At 42.7% G+C, this 18,117-nt stretch carries 13 protein-coding genes and 1 pseudogene; 7 read left to right on the forward strand and 7 right to left on the reverse strand.

From position 1 onward, the window contains the following. Positions 1 to 1,098, reverse strand: coding sequence for a zinc-binding dehydrogenase (locus tag GFB48_RS06880; RefSeq protein WP_163933046.1), 1,098 nt, complete (start codon positions 1,096 to 1,098; stop codon positions 1 to 3). Positions 1,099 to 1,187: 89 nt separating this feature from the next. On the opposite strand from GFB48_RS06880, the gene GFB48_RS06885 reads away from it, so the two are divergent. Further along, complete coding sequence (locus GFB48_RS06885; protein WP_163933049.1) at positions 1,188 to 2,153, forward strand: AraC family transcriptional regulator; 966 nt, start codon at positions 1,188 to 1,190, stop codon at positions 2,151 to 2,153. 21 nt (positions 2,154 to 2,174) lie between these two features. On the opposite strand, the gene GFB48_RS06890 is transcribed toward GFB48_RS06885, so the two are convergent. Further along, a complete protein-coding gene (locus GFB48_RS06890) occupies positions 2,175 to 3,005 on the reverse strand; it encodes a hypothetical protein (protein ID WP_163933051.1) in 831 nt (276 codons plus the stop codon). Positions 3,006 to 3,285: 280 nt separating this feature from the next. Here GFB48_RS06890 and GFB48_RS06895 point away from each other — a divergent pair, with 280 nt between their 5' ends. Beyond that, positions 3,286 to 4,035: an SDR family NAD(P)-dependent oxidoreductase gene (locus GFB48_RS06895; protein WP_163933054.1), complete on the forward strand. Its 750-nt coding sequence runs from the start codon at positions 3,286 to 3,288 to the stop codon at positions 4,033 to 4,035. Positions 4,036 to 4,118: 83 nt separating this feature from the next. Here GFB48_RS06895 and GFB48_RS06900 read toward each other — a convergent pair whose 3' ends face one another. The 5 genes from GFB48_RS06900 to GFB48_RS06920 form a co-directional block, all read right to left on the reverse strand. Next, entirely contained in the window at positions 4,119 to 6,587 is a 2,469-nt protein-coding gene (locus GFB48_RS06900) for a TonB-dependent receptor (RefSeq protein ID WP_163933057.1), read from the reverse strand. Between the two features lie 341 nt (positions 6,588 to 6,928). Continuing rightward, positions 6,929 to 8,074, reverse strand: coding sequence for an MFS transporter (locus GFB48_RS06905; RefSeq protein ID WP_163933063.1), 1,146 nt, complete (start codon positions 8,072 to 8,074; stop codon positions 6,929 to 6,931). A 215-nt stretch (positions 8,075 to 8,289) separates the two neighbouring features. Next, positions 8,290 to 9,903 carry a long-chain fatty acid--CoA ligase gene (locus tag GFB48_RS06910; protein ID WP_163933065.1) on the reverse strand — a complete coding sequence of 538 codons (1,614 nt, stop codon included), beginning with the start codon at positions 9,901 to 9,903 and terminating at the stop codon, positions 8,290 to 8,292. Positions 9,904 to 10,278: 375 nt separating this feature from the next. Further along, the gene (gene gabT / locus GFB48_RS06915) at positions 10,279 to 11,559 is read right to left on the reverse strand and encodes a 4-aminobutyrate--2-oxoglutarate transaminase (RefSeq protein WP_163933068.1); all 1,281 of its coding nucleotides are present in this window, start codon (positions 11,557 to 11,559) and stop codon (positions 10,279 to 10,281) included. Positions 11,560 to 11,575: 16 nt separating this feature from the next. Then, a complete protein-coding gene (locus GFB48_RS06920; protein WP_163933071.1) occupies positions 11,576 to 13,039 on the reverse strand; it encodes an NAD-dependent succinate-semialdehyde dehydrogenase in 1,464 nt (487 codons plus the stop codon). A gap of 356 nt (positions 13,040 to 13,395) precedes the next feature. Between GFB48_RS06920 and GFB48_RS06925 the strand changes: the two genes are divergently transcribed. From GFB48_RS06925 to GFB48_RS06940, 5 genes and pseudogenes are all read left to right on the forward strand, one after another. Further along, the gene (locus GFB48_RS06925; RefSeq protein ID WP_163933074.1) at positions 13,396 to 14,628 is read left to right on the forward strand and encodes a Zn-dependent hydrolase; all 1,233 of its coding nucleotides are present in this window, start codon (positions 13,396 to 13,398) and stop codon (positions 14,626 to 14,628) included. A 137-nt stretch (positions 14,629 to 14,765) separates the two neighbouring features. Further along, positions 14,766 to 15,890, forward strand: a complete 1,125-nt coding sequence (locus tag GFB48_RS06930; RefSeq protein ID WP_240464839.1) for an endonuclease/exonuclease/phosphatase family protein — start codon at positions 14,766 to 14,768, stop codon at positions 15,888 to 15,890. A 706-nt stretch (positions 15,891 to 16,596) separates the two neighbouring features. Then, a pseudogene (locus tag GFB48_RS17670) lies at positions 16,597 to 16,764 on the forward strand (transposase); the annotation flags it as partial. A gap of 246 nt (positions 16,765 to 17,010) precedes the next feature. Beyond that, positions 17,011 to 17,295, forward strand: a complete 285-nt coding sequence (locus GFB48_RS06935; protein ID WP_163933079.1) for a hypothetical protein — start codon at positions 17,011 to 17,013, stop codon at positions 17,293 to 17,295. A gap of 5 nt (positions 17,296 to 17,300) precedes the next feature. Next, positions 17,301 to 17,882, forward strand: coding sequence for a hypothetical protein (locus GFB48_RS06940; protein WP_163933082.1), 582 nt, complete (start codon positions 17,301 to 17,303; stop codon positions 17,880 to 17,882). The last annotated feature ends 235 nt before the right edge of the window (positions 17,883 to 18,117 follow it).

Below are 18,117 nucleotides of genomic sequence, written 5' to 3' on the forward strand. Positions count from 1 at the left end.
TTATTCACCTGGAATAAAATGCACCTTGCCAACAAACTCGTTAGCATTGGTGCGATTATTTAGTAGTTCAAACGCGGCACTGGCCTGACTCATTGGAAACCGGTGGGTGATGAGCTTATCGAGCTTGGATTGGATCCAAGGATCCCCCACTACCTTTAAAATATCTTTTCTGTGATTAAAGTTAACATCAAAATGGGCGGTGATGTTTTTGTGACCCCAGCTGAGTCCAGATTCAGTGTTTAGCTCCCACTTTAGATCGGGCTCATGGGCGGCATAGCCTAATATCATTAAGGTACCGTAGTGCTTAGTGGCATCAAGACATTTTTGTTGGTAATAAGGGTAGCCACAACAATCAAAGCTAAAATCAACTCCGCGGCCATCGGGGGTGAGCGCTTTAATTTGTTCTAGCCAATCTTCATCTTCAGGATTGACATAGTGGTCGGCTTCGGCGATATCAAAGGCGGCCTGCATGCGTTGTTTATCTCGACCTAATACAATCACCGTAGCACCACGGTATTTTAGGTTTACTATGGTAGCTAACCCAATAAAGCCAACCCCGCCAACCAAGCACACAGACTCTGGACCGACATTTAAATCTCGGATCCCAGAGTAGGTACAGCCAATTAAACAATTTGCCGCAGAGGCATATTTATCGGCTAGCTCATCAGGGATTAATTCCAACATATTTTGCGGTACCAAGCGGTATTCACAAAAGCCATTTCCCCCTGACTCACTATCATTATAAGCTTCAACTTCGGTGGGGATTTTTAAATTAACACAATGGGTCGCTCCTAGGCCACTCACACAAACATGACATTCACCACAGGCCCAACCTTGGAAAATCACCACTCGCTGTCCTTCCCTCCATTTTGACACACCGGGGCCTACAGCATCTATGACACCAACGCCTTCGTGTCCTGCATGGCATTCGCCTTCATGGAATTCATAAAATCCGGTTTGATAAATTCTGTGTTCAATACAATTAGGCGCTAGGGTCTGGCGTACTCGCACAAACCCATATCCGGGTTCGTTTATCGGCTTTTCAATAACCTCGGCTTGGCCCTTTTTGATCTGAAGAACTTTATTGTTTTTCATCATTGTCATCCTTTACTGCTTTATGTTTGCACTATAAGCTGTTTATCAGCTATAAAACGTACATTTAAGACAGTAAAACATACATTTTAGACATGAGTTATCGTTCCCAGCTGGTGCTTGCCATTGCCGAGCTTATTGATATTAATTTGCTTCAGCATTCCCTTGACCGAGCGACCTATCAACAGTTAAAACCCTTAGCTGGGGATGGCTTTGAAGAGATAGAGTTTAAGCTGCACCGAGCGGCCAAATATATCCCTGACATCGTCTATGACGTGATGCATACCCTACCTATAGAAAAGTTTGGCCTTTACAGCTATTGCTTGATCAGTTCCGTTAATTTGAAAAATGCCTTGAATGTGGCAACAGAATTATTGCAAGATGCCACTACTTTGTTTGATGAATACATAGAGCATCAAGGCGATTGGGTGTACTTAAAGATGCGCCCTAAAGTCTCTGTCGCCGTTAAGCTTTCAAGATTAGAGGACAATTTTTTAGTCGGTAATCTGCGCTGGATTGCAGAGTTATTACCTTCAAGTTGGCCACTTCAAAAGATCACAGTTAGCTTAACCGCTGAGCAGCGGTCTTTAACTTCAAAGTTACAAAAAGCCTATCAATTTCAAATTATTGAAGACTCAGATGAATGCTTTATCCGTTTTCCTGCAAAGTGGTTAGAGTGGCCTATACCTTCGAAAAATATTGATTCAAGTTTGTACCTGAGCCAACCAGAAAAGCTTAATAACAGTGTTACTGAACAAGTGAAAAGTATTGTTTTAGATTCCAAGTTTACAGTGATCACCCTAGAGCAAATTGCCCCTTATTTTTATTGTTCAGCCCGTACTTTAAAGCAAAAGCTAGCACAAGAGGGGCAGAGTATGCGGCAGTTACTGGTACAAATCAGAGTAGAGTTAGCCAAACATTTGTTACTTGAAACCCATATGAATATTGATGTGATAACAGAGGTATTGAAGTATTCTCAAGCCAGCGCTTTTATTCGAAACTTCAAATCTTGTAAGGGAATAACGCCAAAGCAGTATAGAAAGCAAAAAGACCAGCACTAAACTGGTCTAATCCTTTTAGTATTAAAAGTAATGGGTGTAGGTAAAGCGGACGTAGTCTTCCATTCCTTGGGTGACTCGCTTCCAGATACTTTGCTCTTTAGTAAAGTTTTTCTGATACTCAAGCTTAATTCCATCGCTACCGCTGAACATATAACCTAAGTAGAGCTTGATGTTGGCAGCATCTGCCGCGCCCTGTAAGCCTTTAGTGTACGACGGTACGGCCATGCCCCACATTGCATCGGTAAACTTATAAGAAACAAAGAGATCAGCACGTAAACCGTGATGAGTTAAGCCGGCACCTTGGCCACTGGCTATTAAGTCTTTTTCAAGGGCGCTACCTGCTTTCGAGTATACGTAAGAAATATTCGGTAAAATCATTAAGCTATCATTGATCACATGCTTGGTCATGCCACCAATAGCCACAGTGTACATGCCTGTCCCGAGTTGCGACTTATAGTCACCAGTAGGTAAGGTCACATCCAAAGACCAACCCGCCGCTTGGATAAAATCATCATTGTTATCATTCTGATAAGGTAAATTAAAATACCGTAGGCGAGTATCAAGCATGCCTGATTTTTTGCTGTCTACCCCCTCGCTTTTGGCGTAGCCAAATTCAGTCAAGATCAGATGTTCAGCGCCTAATGCAAAGTTCATCTCACCGCGCACAGCATTGACGCTTCCTGTATTGCCGGCGCCATCATGTACAGTCTGGCTTTCTGCACCGACATCCATCCAAGTTGCGATGGTGGTGGGGTCGGAGGGATCAATCGTTTGTTGCTGTGCCGCCCAAGCGCAATTGAACATCGTTAAGCTTACTATTGTGGTGGCGCTAGCCATGGATAACTTTTTCATAAAATACTCTTACAAATTGAATTTGATAAGGTTAATGAAGCGGTAGGAGTTCGATAAGTATGTTACTGGATATCCTTAAAGTGCAGGCTTGGTTGCTGATCGATTGGCTGACTATTGACATATTAGAGATGGAATGAACAATGAGCTTGTTTAAATTTTTTTCAAGAACTCCATTTTAGGTACAGTTCTTTTGGTCAAGGACATAGAATGTTGATGTTCGATGATTAACAAATCATCCCCTAGAAGCTCAATAATAATAAAGCAATAAAAGGATAGTTGAATGTTTGATGTAACTAACAAAGTCATGGTGATCACTGGCGCAGCCAGTGGTATAGGTTTAGCTTTATGTAAGCACTTTAGCCAACAAGGTGCAGTAGTTTGCGGTCTTGATTTGAATACATGTGATGAGCTTTCACAGCTGGATGCTATTTTTTATGAGTGTAATGTTACCCAAGAAAGTCAAGTTGAATCAGTGTTGGCCGCTATATCTCACTCTCATGGTGGCATTGATGTGCTTATCAATAATGCTGGTGTCACCTGCCAAGCGGGTGAATTAGTCGATAGCGATATCGAAGACTGGGACAGGGTCTTCTCAGTAAATATAAAAGGGGTTGCTTATGGGATTAAACATGCCGCCAAACTTATGACCAAAGGTGGCAGTATTATTAATACCGCTTCTTTAGCCGCAAGCTATACCATTTCTGATTACACTCCTTATAGTATCTCCAAAGCTGGTGTGCTGCAGATCAGCCAGAGTGCTGCTATGCAGTTAGGTGAACAAGGTATCCGTGTAAACTCGGTCAGCCCTGGTACTTTTTTAACCCCGATGGAGTCAGAAGATGGTATGGAAGCGCGATTAACTCAATATATGACCGCATTACAACGTCCAGGAACACCTGACGAATTGCTTGGCGTTTACCAATTTTTAGCGTCGAATGCCAGCAGCTACGTTAATGGAACTGATATTAAAGTTGATGGTGGTTGGCTAGCGGGCTTACCCAACAAAGCCATCGCCAAGTTAGTTGATTAAATGGGCAATAAAAAAAGTTGTGGTGATTAAATCTAAACAAAAAAGGGTCAGCAAATGCTGACCCTTATCGGTTTTAGCCGGTATTACATACCAAACTTGTAGTTAAAGTCGATACCAAAGGTACGCGGCATGTTGTAGAACACAAAGTGATCGCCTTTATCAAGTGAGAATGACTGATAAGTCGGTGCCATTTCGTTGGTTAGGTTACGACCCCAAAGTGCCACATTCCATTTGTCATAGATGTCAGCGAACATAATACGGGCACCAACTTTAGTTGAAGCTTGGTCCCATTTTGCAGAAGGCTCATTGTCGAAACGTAGGTAGTATTCAGACTTATAAGATACGTCTGCTTGTAACGCCATGTAGAAGTCTTCTGATACATCAAACTCGTAACGGATATGAGAGTTGGCATTCACTTTTGGTGAGTGAGATAGCTCATTACCATTGAATGATGTTAGCTCATTGTATGAGTTGGCAACATCAGTAGCTGAGTCCTTGATTTCAGTATCAATCAAGCCAACCGCAGCACGCAATGTTAGGCCCTCAAATAATTGATAGGCAGCATCAAACTCTACCCCTTTGATAGTCACATCACCGATACGGGCGAGCTTATCGAAAGACAGTTGACCTTCCACATATTTAGGATAAACACCTTGCATGTCTTGGTAATCATAGTAGAAAGCGGCTGCGGTGTATTGTAGGGTATTGTCTAGCAGCGTGCCTTTTGTACCAACTTCAAAGGCATCCACAACTTCTTTACCGAATGGTTCTGAATCAGCTGGCGAGAATGGTAGTGCAGCTGGGAAACCACCGGCTTTAAAGCCGTTAGATACAGTGGCATAGAACATTAGATCACTGTGTACGTTGTAATCTAGGCCAACATTCCAAGAAAGGTGGTTGAAATCAATGGATTGTTGGTAAGGCGTGGTCTCAACAAAATTAGGATCTGCTGACATGATCACCAGTGGGTAGGCCCACTCAGTACCTTGGTACATAGCGCCGTATGAAGCGTTAGCAAAATCTTTAGTTTCGGTAGTGTAACGCGCACCAAAGTTAAGTTTTAAGGTATCAGCAATCAGGCTGTAATCTGCTTGTCCGAATACACCAAAAGCTTTGTTTGACTGTTCAAAATCATGGTAGTAAGAGTTACCAGTTTGAGTCAGACCGGCCATTTCTACTAATGCATAGGTATCAGCAATAATCGCTGGATCTTCAGTCGCTAATGCGCCATCTAGGAAGTCCATGGCAAAAATGAGTGAGAACGCATCTGAATCGTAATGGGTCGAGTTCGTTAACTCTTCTTGGGCGTAGTTAACACCTACCAACCAGTTGAAGCGCTCGCCACCGGGAGAAGTTAAACGGAATTCTTGAGAGATTTGTTTAATTTCAAAGTCTTCAATCTGGTGCAGTAAACTTGCATTTTGCCAGCTTGAATCTACATCAACGCCATACAGGCCCCACAGCCAAGACATATCATTACCGGCTACGCCATCTAGGTCAGTACCATGACGGTAGTTGAATTTTTCTGCAGCAGTTAATGAGGTAAAGTTAGCAAAACCAAAGTCGTGGTCGATACGTAAGCTACCGCCAACGAACTCATCGTTGGAGTATGGTTTGTAATCATACATACCTTGGCTTAGGTCTTCATTAGAGCTTGGGCTGCCTAGGTATAGATAACAGTTATTTTTGTCAGGGCGACCCACTAAGCCTGATGGACAGTAAGAGCCATCAGCCGCATACATACCTTCAGCTTGTGGTAACCAAGCATCTGACTTATCTGCACCACCGTGGACTTTAGCAAGGAATTCAGTGTTGCCAATTTCCCATGCTAACTGGAAACGGCCAGCCCACTTGTTGACTTTACCGTTATTGTCCCAGCCTGCGGTTGGATTAAGATTTTCTTGCCAGCCATCTTGAGTGTTTTCAGATTTGAAAGAAACACGAGCGCGAACGCCATTTGCAATTTCACCACCGAATGCACCTTCAGCATTATAAGTATTGTAGTTGCCTACAGTACCAGTGAGGTAACCTTCAAAATCTTCGGTTGGTTTATTGGTAATAAAGTTAATTACACCGGCAGTGGAGTTACGACCGAATAAAGTACCCTGTGGCCCTTTCATTACTTCTGCGCGTTCTAAATCGAATACCGCAAATGAAGTCATGGCGTTAGAACCAAGATAAGCTTCGTCAACGTGAACGGCTGCAGTTGGTGTATTGTTTAAACCAAAGTCGTTAAGACCAATACCACGAATAGTAATAATCTGGTTGCCGTTACCGCCAGCAGAGTTAAGCTCTACGTTGGTCATGGTGTTAACAATATCAGAGGCAGAGTTGACCCCAAAATCTTTTAATTGGTCTTGGCTAAGGGCGTCTACAGACATACCAACATCTTGCAGACGTTGAACACGCTTTTGTGCCGTTACTTCGATAACCTCAAGACCCTTTTGCTTCTCTTGTTGTGCTTCTTCTGCGTATGCTGCAGTTGATGCGATAATTGCAGAAGATAAAGCAGTCAATTTAAACATTTTGTTAAATATGTTCGTATGTGACATGTTTGTTTCCCTAGTGTTATATTTATATCTATTCGCTGTTAATGTAACACACTAAAAAATAACATCATGCATATTTTTTAGCCAAATAGTACCCATAAGGGGGTAATGCCGTTTAATCGACTAGAGCAAAAACATACAACGTTTAAATCGTCTGCATTTAACTTAACCTTAGCTAGGTATGCTAGTTTATTGGTTATATTTGCTGGTTAATTCTGTGTATATTCTAAATAACCCAAAAACTTAGGATTTATAATTCCTTTAATTTTGATGGCTATTTTAAAATAGAAATAAAAAAAGCAGCTATAAAAGCTGCTTTTTTATTACGGAATAAAAATTAATTATTAAACAATTTTTTCATTGCCAATTAATTTCTTAGGTGTAACTAAGTTTAATAAAATAATTGCTAAGGTAGAAGCTGCACCCATGTATATTAGTGCTGTTGTTAACCCTAATTCAGTTTTAATAATAGGGAATACTACAGGACCGATAATGGCACCTAATGGCATTGCTGCAGCAATAAGAACCGCATATTTACCGGTAGCATCAACAAAAGCGATAATGCTCATCTGGAAAACTAAAGAGAAGTACCAAGCACAAGCAAAGATTGCAATACATAGCGCATATCCGCTTGCATCTAGTTGACCACTTAGGGCAATGAGACAGCCTAAAATTGATAATTGTGAAACCCATAATGGGATCTTTAAGCCAAGTTTTTCATCTAGATAAAAAGCCAGCAGTGGACCTGCAGCACCCATTAATGCGGCTAAGCCCATTACTTGAGTTAAGAAACCTTCTTCAAGTTGTAACTCGACACCTAGTACTTCCAAGAATGCCCAAATAGCGGCTAAAGAACCAAAAGAAATGGTCAGTGCTAATAGCGCTATCCAAATTTTGTACTTACCTTGTTGAGCCGCATCAGCATTGGCTGTGACTTCAAGCTTAAGGCCTTTTTCCAGTAGGAAAGATCCCGATGCTAACAACACCGAAATTACCGCGATGCTGTAGAAAAAGCCCTGTGCACCAAAATGTGGGGTAACTAATACAGGAATTGTGAACAAGGCAATTGCAGGAATGATCTGCTCAACAATCAGCTTTACAGCAAACTTTGAGTTTAGATTTGGCATTTTGGTTACAATAAAGAAGCTGAGTGCGAAACATAAGCCTCCCCCTAATCCAGCGATTAACATGGCAATGGTAATATCATCTGCAGTGCTCGCATTGGCAGCGAAAACCATTGCTAGGGTCAGTGCACTAAAGCCTGAGAGCGCAATCGTTCGTGGAGACAATCTTGGTAACCAAAAAGGTGAACTAAGGGTAACTAAGGTGTAAATAAGGAAATATGCCGCAGCTAAATCACCTATTTGGGTATCATTAAGGTTGAACCAAAGTGCAACCGTGTTTAGCAAAGTAGGCAGGGTGGCGAAAATGATAATTCCAGCACATCCAAGAGCGCATACTGCTCCAAATAATTTATTATTGTTTTCCATATACAGCCTTTTTAATTTTTATTATGGATATTTATAGTTAGATATTTTGTTTTATTAATCTAACCCTAAAAGGTTATACCATCTTAAAGATCTATGATGCTTTATTCAAGTTAACTTTTAATATTTTTGTTGCAATAATGTTTAATTGAATAATGATTCCTCCAAAAAAAAGACTCGAAATAATTCGAGTCTTTTAAGGTTATATTTAAAACAAATTACACGCTCAATTTTTGTCTTAATACTTTTTTATCTAATTTTCCGGTTGCGGTATGAGGTAATTCATCCACAAATTCAACGATGTCTGGAATACACCATTTAGCAATCTTACCCTGATAGCTGGCGATTAATTCTTCAGCGCTGACCGTCGAGCCTTCTTTGCGAACGGCAAAAATCATTGGGCGTTCACCCCACTTTTCATGCTCGTATCCGATGGCCGCAGCCTCGGCGATTTCAGGATGATCTACGGCAAGGTTTTCTAATTCAATTGAACTGATCCATTCGCCACCCGATTTAATTAGATCTTTAGAACGGTCGGTGATTTGCATGTAGCCATGCTTGTCATAAGTCACAATGTCGCCAGTATCAAACCAACCGTCTTCCTCATGGGCATCGGTTTTTTCCATATTGTAGTAAGCTTTAGCAACCCATGGTCCGCGTACTTTTAGCTGACCAAAGCTGGTTCCGTCCCAAGGTAATTCATTACCTTCGAAATCTACAATTTTTGAATCTACACCAAAGATAGGCAGACCTTGCTTCACTTTAAGCTTGTCTAACTCTTCTTCAGAAGCATTATCAAGTTCTGGCTTTAGGGTAAAGATAGAACCCAGTGGTGAAGTTTCAGTTAGACCCCATGCCGTTTGCAGATTAACATCTAAGTCATCACGGAATGCATTAATTAGGCTTAACGGACAAGCTGAACCACCCACAATACAACGCTCCAGCGTTGGTACCGCAATACCTTCCGCTTTTAGGTAGTTGTATAGCGCTAACCATACTGTTGGAACGCCTGCACTAAAGGTAACGCCTTCATCGTTAATTAATGAAGTTAGCGTCGGGCCATCGGCCATCTTGTTACCAGGGAATACAATTTTTGAACCAGAAAGGGCGCAGGTGTAAGGCAATGACCAGGCATTCACATGGAACATAGGTACGATAGGCATCACCACTTCGCGGTTAGAGATGTTAAACGCGTTTGGCGCGCCAGAACCTAAGCCATGTAAAACCGTCGAGCGGTGTGAGTACAGTACGCCCTTTGGATTGCCAGTGGTGCCAGAGGTATAACAAAGCGAGCTGGCGTTGTTTTCTTCAAGCTGTGGATAGTTGAATTCTTCAGAGTGACCTGCAATGAAATTTTCATAACAGATAAGATCCAATTTATCACTGCTCGGCATGTGCTCTTCAGAAGTTAACACAATCACGCCTTTTAGAGTCGGCAGCTTTTCAATTAAGCCTTCGATTACAGGCACAAACATTGGATCAGTGAATAAATATTGATCTTCAGCATGGTTAACAATAAATTCAATTTGTTCTGAGAATAAACGAGGGTTGATGGTGTGACAAACATAACCAGAACAAGAAACAGAATAGTAAAGCTCAAAGTGACGGTAATCGTTCCATGCTAAAGTAGCCACTCGGTCACCTTGTTGCAGGCCAAGAGCAGCTAGAGCATTAGACAGCTGGTTAACGCGCTTAAAGGCATCCTTGTAAGTATAACGATGGCGTGGGTTATCCGATGTTACAGAAACGATTTCTACGTTAGGGTAAACTTTTTTAGCGTAATCCATTACCGAGGTAATGGTTAATGGAAAATCCATCATCAATCCGTTCATGAAAATCCTCGTTTTTTATTTTGATTTTTGTTTTATGGAACCAAGTTCAGCATCAAAGTGTAACTGCTTTTAATTCATTTGGTGTCCAATTTTATGGTTGACCTATGCTAACCCTTGGTTAAATAGGTGATCAAGCTGTTAATTGAGTAACTTGTTTGTTTTAACGGCGATCGTGTACCCCGTTGGTGTTAATATCAGCATGAAGCTCGTTTCATGGGATTACTCAGCAATTGAGATTGCTTTGATGAGTATAATATCAACACTTGATCAATATTATATAACGCAGCAGCGTAATTGGCTTGGCTAACCCTACTTATCGGATCTCGGTTATAAAAAAAGCAGCGCCTGGGCGCTGCTTTTTGGACTAAGTTAAGCTTACTTAGTTAAAGTCTCGAAACACTTCTCAAGAATGTCTAGACCTTCGTTAGCAATCTCATCTTCGATGGTCAGTGCTGGTAGGAAACGAATCACGTTACCACGGATACCACAAGATAGTAGCACTAGGCCGTTTTTCGCAGCTTCACCAACAAGGGCTTTAGTCAGCTCAGTGTTTGGTTGCTCAGAATCACCGTTCTCGATAAGTTCGATAGCGATCATTGCACCCGTGTTACGAACGGTACCAATTTGTGGGAACTTAGCTTGCATCGCAGTTAGACGCTCGTTAAATAGTGCACCAATGTGGTTAGCGCGCTCAACTAGGTTCTCTTCTTCGATAACATCGAGTACTGCCAGTGCCGCCGCACAACCGATTGGTGAGCCACCGTAAGTACCACCTAGACCACCAGGTAGAGGGGCGTCCATGATTTCTGCTTTACCGATAACGGCAGAAATTGGGAAACCGCCAGCAATACCTTTAGCTGCCGTTTGAAGGTCAGCTTCGATGCCTGAATGCTCAGTGGCAAAGAACTTACCAGTACGACCGAAACCAGTTTGGATTTCATCAGCAATTAGTAGAATACCGTGCTTGTCACATAGAGCACGTAGCGCTTGCATAAACTCAGCAGGCGCTTGGTAGAAACCACCTTCACCTTGAACTGGCTCAATGATGATCGCTGCAACGTCTGATGGGCAGATGTCACACTTAAAGATCATGTCGATGGCTTTTAGTGAATCTTCGATTGATACACCATGGTACTCAACTGGGTACGGAGCGTGGAAGATTTCACCAGGGAACGGACCGAATAGGTTTTTGTACGGAGTAATTTTACCCGTTAGACCCATAGTCATGTTAGTACGACCGTGGAAACCACCGTGGAACGCGATAACACCGCGACGACGAGTATGTGCACGAGCGATTTTGATACAGTTTTCAACGGCTTCAGCACCAGTAGTGACGAAGATAGACTTCTTCGGCGTGTCACCAGGCATTTTGGCGTTTAGCTTTTCAGCCAGCTCTACCGCGCTGTCATATGGAGAAACCATTACACAAGTGTGGCTGAACTTTTCTAGCTGAGCTTGAACCGCAGCGGTTACTTTAGGGTGGCTGTGGCCAGTGTTAACTACCGCAATACCAGAACCAAAATCGATGTGACGGTTACCTTCAACATCCCAAAGTTCTGCGTTTTTAGCACGATCTACGTATACAGGCGCTAGGTTGCCTTGGCCGCGAGCAATTGCTTGCTCTTTGCGAGCTTGTAGTTGAGCATTAGTTGTCATTGTTTTTTCTCCAATATTAGGCGTCTAAACTGCCTAAACACATATATTTGATTTCGGTGTAGTCGTCTAAGCCATACTTAGAGCCTTCACGACCAGAACCCGATTCTTTAACGCCACCAAATGGGGCCATTTCATTTGAAATTGCACCTTCGTTAATGCCAACGATGCCGTACTCTAGGGCTTCACCAATTCGGAATACACGAGAGATGTCGCTAGTGTAGAAGTAAGCGGCAAGACCTACATCGGTGTCGTTCGCCATCGCAATCACTTCTTCGTCAGTTTCGAAGGTGATGATTGGGGCTACTGGGCCGAAGATTTCTTCTTTAGCCACTGGCATGTCGTTGGTTACGCCAGTCATAATGGTTGGCGCGAAGAAGTGGCTGCCCAGCTCGATCGCGCGGCCACCAAGGTGTACTTTAGCGCCCATAGCAACAGAATCGTTGACTAGCTTTTCAATATCGTTAGCGGCTTTCTCAGTGATCAGCGGGCCAGAAGTCACAGACTCGTCTGTACCTACACCAAGCTTAAGCTTGTTTACTGCAGCCGTTAGCTTTTCTACGAAGGCTTGTTCTACGTTTTTGTGAACGAAAATACGGTTAGTACAAACACAGGTTTGGCCTGAGTTGCGGTACTTAGAAGCCATCGCGCCGGCAACGGCTTTATCTAGGTCTGCATCGTCAAATACGATAAACGGGGCGTTACCACCCAGTTCCATAGAGGTTTTCTTTAGTGTTTCAGCACATTGCTTCTCTAGGATCTTACCAACAGGGGTAGAGCCTGTGAACGTTAACTTACGTACGATTGGGTTTGAAGTCAGTTCAGCACCAATAACACGAGAAGAACCGGTTACCATGTTGATTACGCCAGCAGGAATACCCGCACGCTCTGCAAGTTCAACCATCGCAAATGCCGATAATGGCGTTTCGGTTGCTGGTTTACACACTACAGCACAACCCGCAGCGAGTGCTGGTGCAATTTTGCGAGTCAGCATAGCATTAGGGAAGTTCCAAGGGGTAATACAAGCAACAACACCGACAGGCTGCTTAATCGTGAGCAGACGCTTATCGTTTGATGGTTGTGGGATCACATCACCATAAATGCGCTTAGCTTCTTCTGCAAACCACTCAATGTAGTTCGCGCCGTAGGCGATTTCGCCACGAGCCTCAGCAATCGCCTTACCTTGTTCAGCCGTCAGGATTTGCGCGAGGTCTTCTTGCGCTTCCATCATTAGGTTGAACCAATTACGTAATAGATTGGCACGTTCTTTAGCGGTTTTACGAGCCCAGCTCTTCTGCGCTTTTTCTGCCGCTTCGATAGCACGTTTAGTCTCAGCTGCACCTGCATCAGGAATATTGGCAATAACTTCGCCAGTGGCAGGGTTAAGTACATCAATAGTGTTACCATTATCGGCATCACACCATTGACCATCGATATAAGCCTGGGTTTTTAGTAAACCCGCGTCTTTTAACTGTAAGCTCATTATTATTATTCCATCTAAGTTATCGCTATAAACCCAATATCAGGTTCAAACTACAGCTTGTTAAGCGAACCAAACTGGAAGTGTGGTTCAGTTTATAGGGCGCTACATTGCGTGATATGACTCACAGATTAAATACCACTGTAGGGTAATGTGGTTCGTCTAAACAGCAATTCGATTAAAGTGCCAGCAATCAAAAGTAAATTTTGTGTGGATTGTAATAGGCTTGTGTGTTTTTACCAGCAATTAATTAAGCAGCTACCCAAATTGATTACATACCTTTGTGGGGGTATTTCTATCGTGACTGGGTTTGGGGTAACTTGGTAACATATAGAAAAATGTAAATGGAATAAATACAAATGAGTGCTTTACAGATTAATCACCAACGTCTTTGGTCACGCCTGATGCAAATGGCTAAAATCGGTGCAACCGTTAATGGAGGTTGTAACCGTCAAGCGTTAACCACTCTAGATAAAGAGGGTCGTGATTTACTGATTGGATGGGCAACTGAATTAGGTTGTAGCCACCGTTTTGATGAAATTGGTAATCTATTTATCCGTAAAGAAGGCACTCAACCAGAGTTGCCACCAGTTATCACAGGCTCTCACCTTGATACGCAACCTACTGGTGGTAAATTTGACGGTATTTACGGTGTTCTAGGTGGTTTTGAGGTGATTGAATCTATCATCGAGCAAAACCTAGAGCATAAGCACTCAATTGAAGTCGTGGCTTGGACTAACGAAGAAGGTTCTCGTTTTGACTGTGCCATGATGGGTTCGGCAGTGTGGACTGACTTTATGCCACTGCAACAAGCGTACGATCTTAAAGCCTTTGATGACGGTGCCCGCGTTGAAGACGAGCTTATTCGTCTTGGACATAAAGGTGAACACGCGGCCAAAGCTTTCCCTGTAAAAGCTTCGTACGAATTGCATATCGAGCAAGGCCCAGTACTAGAAAAAGAAGGCCTAACCATTGGTGTTGTGACTGGCGTACAGCACATGTCACGTCATCACCTAAATATATTCGGTCAAGAATGTCACGCAGGCCCAACGCCAATGGCGATGCGTAAAGACCCGGTACAAGCCTTATCACTACTGCTACCAAAGCTATACGCGGCAGCAGACAAGTTCGGTGAAGACTCTCGTGTGACCTTTGGTATGCTTGATGCACAACCAGGTTCACCAAATACCGTACCTGGTAAGCTATCTATTTCTATGGATTTACGTCACCCAGACGAAGCCAGCTACAACGGCCTAGTTGCAGACGCTTACGCTCACATTAAAGCCGCTTGTGAAGAACTAGGTGTCGATTACACCCTAGAGGAAACGTGGAAAGCACCAGGCGTGACATTCGCTAAAGACTGTGTGGATGCCGTGCAAGCAGCCGTAAATGACCTAGGTTACTCTAACCGTCAGATGGTTTCTGGTGCCGGTCATGACTCGGTACACGTATCTAAGGTCTGTGACACCTCAATGATCTTCATCCCGTGTCGTGACGGCCTAAGCCACAACGAAGACGAGTACGCTTCACCAGAGCACGTAGGCCAAGGTGGTGATGTACTACTAAACGCTATGCTACGCAGCGCCCAGTAAGTTATACTGATTTTATTGCTAAGCCCAGCCTCTGCTGGGCTTTTTTATACAAGATAGTTCCCTGCAAAAAAATGATAAAAATAAAATACTTAGCTATAGTTCTAGGAATCAGCTTAAGCGCCGCATGCCAACAACCTATGACACAAACACAGCCGCAAATAACCCAAGTAAAAATCGCCACCTTTAATGTGTCGATGGAAGCCACCAACTACCTTAAAAACAATAAGGCAGTGTATTCGGCAAAAACGTTGACTAATGCGCTAAACAGTGGCGAGTTCGAGCAAATTAATAATATTGCTGAAATCATTCAGCGTGTGCGTCCAGACATTCTGCTGTTGAATGAATTTGATTATGTGGCCAACCCACAAGCTGGTATTGAGCTATTTAAAACAAAATATCTAGGGATAAGTCAGCAGGGCCAAGCGCCAATAGAATACCCGTATGTGTATATTGCTCCGGTAAATACAGGGGTGAAAACTGGCCTTAAAGGCGAGGGTGTGCGCTTAAGCCACTATGGCTTCGGCCGTTATCCAGGTCAATACGGTATGGTGTTGTTATCTAAGTACCCAATCGATACTGACAATATTCGTACTTTCCAAAAATTTCTCTGGAAAGACATGCCCAATAACCTAATGCCCGTGGAGAAAGACGGCTCAGCTTGGTACAGTGACCGCGAGATCAACATTATGCGTTTGTCTTCTAAGTCACATTGGGACATTCCAATACAGGTATGTGGTCAAAACCTACATGTATTAGCCAGTCACCCAACTCCGCCAGTATTTGACGGCGAAGAAGACCGTAATGGCCGTCGTAACCATGACGAAATCCGCTTCTGGGCCGATTACATTAACGCTGATGTGAACAGCTATCATGTTGATGATTCAGGCGTAAAAGGTGGTTATAAAGCTAAGGCACCATTTGTAATCATGGGGGATCAAAACGCCAGCCCGTATGAAGGTGATGGTGTGCCAGGGGCCATTGCCCAGCTGCTTGAGCACCCTAAGGTGACTAAGTCAGCGTTACCAGGTTCTGCTGGTGGTAAGCAAAACAAGCCAAACAATCAATATGCTGGCAATCATACCGCGGCATGGGGCATGCAGGCCGATTATGTATTGCCATCGGCGGACGTTAGCGTGACTAATAGTGGGGTATTCTGGCCAACGGTGGATTCCGCTGAGGCGAGGTTGGTTAAGGATAGATTTGCCAGTTCTGATCATCGGCTTGTATGGGTGGATGTTGAGTTGGGTGTTAACTGTCGTTAACGATACTTAATCTTTCTCGTGGGGAGGGGTTATGGGAGCTTCGCTCCATGCCTGTTAGGCTGGGTATTTTTTCAGCTGCGCTTGGCTGTTTGAATTTGTACACGTTATTCTCGTCGGGGTGCCGACTGCACCCAGAAGGGAAAACCAGTTTTCCCCAGTATTCCAGGCATCCTGCCTTCCACCCTTCGGGCCCGCTAAAGCGGTTCAAAATTGTTCCAGACAATTTTGTGGACTCCCCCGCAGCACACCGCATTTTGTCTATTCTAAATTCTCAATCATGATTACGCAGACAGTCTGATTCGGCGTCCTGCCTCAAACAGACCTTACTGGCCATCCGTGGCCAGCACTGCTAATCATTTCAATCGAATTCAGGACAAAATGAGGGTGGAATTGAGTATCAGAGCGTTCTCAATGATTTGGTATCCATAGTTTTCTTAAGCAAACTCGCTGGTTGTTTATGCTTCCTGCCTCGAACAGACCTCACTAGACATTCTGTCTAGTACAGCTATTCCTCAATCAAATTCTTCGCAAAGTCAGAGGGGAGTTTGGGTTTCTATACGTTTTCAAAGCCGATCCTTCTAATAAAGCTTTTTATAATAGTTTTAAGCTTTCATATTCAACATTTGCGAGTTTACTAATTAAGCTTGTTTATGAGTTCTAAGTTTCATGGACTTTCTATATTACCCATTTAGAAACTCTTAAAGGCATACTTAAGCGCCTCAATATCCCAGCAGAGAATTGGGCAAAAATCGTCAATGATTTTGGTAAGGTATTCCATGGCCCCGTGGGTACCTTGCAAGAGTATGATAAATACTGTGAGCACTTAGAAAGGCGGCGAAAGCATTTCAAACAAAGTTGCCAATTCTTCGAGTAAACCTATTGTTTCCTCATTATATCTTTGCACCGCATTCGCGGTGGGTTAATGCTGCGTCAATTTGGGTTAATAGGCGCTTATAGCAAATAAACTAAGCCAATAAAGCTCAACCTTACTCCAAGCACCACAGAGTATAGCCAAGATGAATGAAGCTTGATTGAAGTTCAAAATTTTGTGTTGTAAGTTATTGATTAATAATGGGTGGCTATAGTTAATACTGATTTTAAACTTAGTGTGGATGGCTCTATGATTGACACATGGGGGCCCGTTGCAGCACCAGATTTATCACTAACGCCTATTGATCCAACCAAGGTTTATGGCAACCTTAATCTAAAGTATGGGCGTGATGTTTATGATTTTTGGGACCGTGTAAAAGGATTAGATAATGCATGGACCTTAAATCAAAGCTACTCAGGTAATGCTTTTAATAAGGTAGTAACGTTTTTCAGGAATAATCTGAATCATATTGCAATTAATCAACATGGTTATGGTCATCCGTACGAAATTATCCTTAGAAATACTGGTAAATGAAAATAATGAAAAAATACTCAATGCTTCAAAAAATGAAATATATATCGATGTTGCTGTTTGTATCATTTGGTAGCTATAAGTACTATGAATACAGTGTGTCAGTCTATCCACTCTTTGAAGTAACTTCACCATTTGGTGATACACCTGGACAGATTCTGATGGATGGGGAGGTAATTGTAGATTATGAAGTTATTAGTTACGAAGTGCATCCCCCTTATTTAATCGGTCTTCGCTTACCAAGGCATTTTGGGAGGGCCTGTGACGAAGATGAAATTGCCACTATATTAGAGTATAAGAAGCAATACCTTATATTAAACTTACGAACGCGAGAGCTAGAGGTGACTGAAGTTCAATCAATTTTTGAGGATAGGCTTAATATATATAATATTCCGTCTACGCTTAATTACTTTAGATTTGACGGAATTTGGCTTAAAGAAGTAATTCGCTATGCAGGGTGGCCTAAAGTTTATGGTTGTCATCATAAATATAAAGGGCTGGATTATTATAAAGAGCAGAAGAAGATGCATCTCAAGGATGTCAAAGCGCCTTGTAAATATGATTACAAGTGTAGAAATAAAATTCAATAGAAAGTCTGTAATAGGATACATATGGACACCCATCAATCACAATAGACACCCATGACAACACACATAGACAGCCATAATTAATTGCTGCTTTTTCTACAGATACATATAGACACCCATAATTAATTGCTGCTTTTTCAGCCTCCTACTAAACTTGTTTAATAGCGAGTTGTAGGAGGTTGTTATGCCTAGACCCCGTAGTACGTTAATTTCAGTTGAAGATACTCCTTATTATCAC

The organism is Paraferrimonas sp. SM1919 (genome assembly GCF_010993985.1).
Classification (GTDB): Bacteria; Pseudomonadota; Gammaproteobacteria; order Enterobacterales; family Shewanellaceae; genus SM1919.

Coding starts and splice junctions, on each gene's coding strand:
- GFB48_RS06910 (WP_163933065.1), bottom strand. CDS start 9,903: ATGAACGGATTGATGATGGATTTTCCATTAACCATTACCTCGGTAATG.
- GFB48_RS06925 (WP_163933074.1), top strand. CDS start 13,396: ATGAGTGCTTTACAGATTAATCACCAACGTCTTTGGTCACGCCTGATG.
- GFB48_RS06900 (WP_163933057.1), bottom strand. CDS start 6,587: ATGTCACATACGAACATATTTAACAAAATGTTTAAATTGACTGCTTTA.
- gabT (WP_163933068.1), bottom strand. CDS start 11,559: ATGACAACTAATGCTCAACTACAAGCTCGCAAAGAGCAAGCAATTGCT.
- GFB48_RS06885 (WP_163933049.1), top strand. CDS start 1,188: ATGAGTTATCGTTCCCAGCTGGTGCTTGCCATTGCCGAGCTTATTGAT.
- GFB48_RS06935 (WP_163933079.1), top strand. CDS start 17,011: ATGATTGACACATGGGGGCCCGTTGCAGCACCAGATTTATCACTAACG.
- GFB48_RS06880 (WP_163933046.1), bottom strand. CDS start 1,098: ATGATGAAAAACAATAAAGTTCTTCAGATCAAAAAGGGCCAAGCCGAG.
- GFB48_RS06895 (WP_163933054.1), top strand. CDS start 3,286: ATGTTTGATGTAACTAACAAAGTCATGGTGATCACTGGCGCAGCCAGT.
- GFB48_RS06940 (WP_163933082.1), top strand. CDS start 17,301: ATGAAAAAATACTCAATGCTTCAAAAAATGAAATATATATCGATGTTG.
- GFB48_RS06920 (WP_163933071.1), bottom strand. CDS start 13,039: ATGAGCTTACAGTTAAAAGACGCGGGTTTACTAAAAACCCAGGCTTAT.
- GFB48_RS06930 (WP_240464839.1), top strand. CDS start 14,766: ATGACACAAACACAGCCGCAAATAACCCAAGTAAAAATCGCCACCTTT.
- GFB48_RS06890 (WP_163933051.1), bottom strand. CDS start 3,005: ATGAAAAAGTTATCCATGGCTAGCGCCACCACAATAGTAAGCTTAACG.
- GFB48_RS06905 (WP_163933063.1), bottom strand. CDS start 8,074: ATGGAAAACAATAATAAATTATTTGGAGCAGTATGCGCTCTTGGATGT.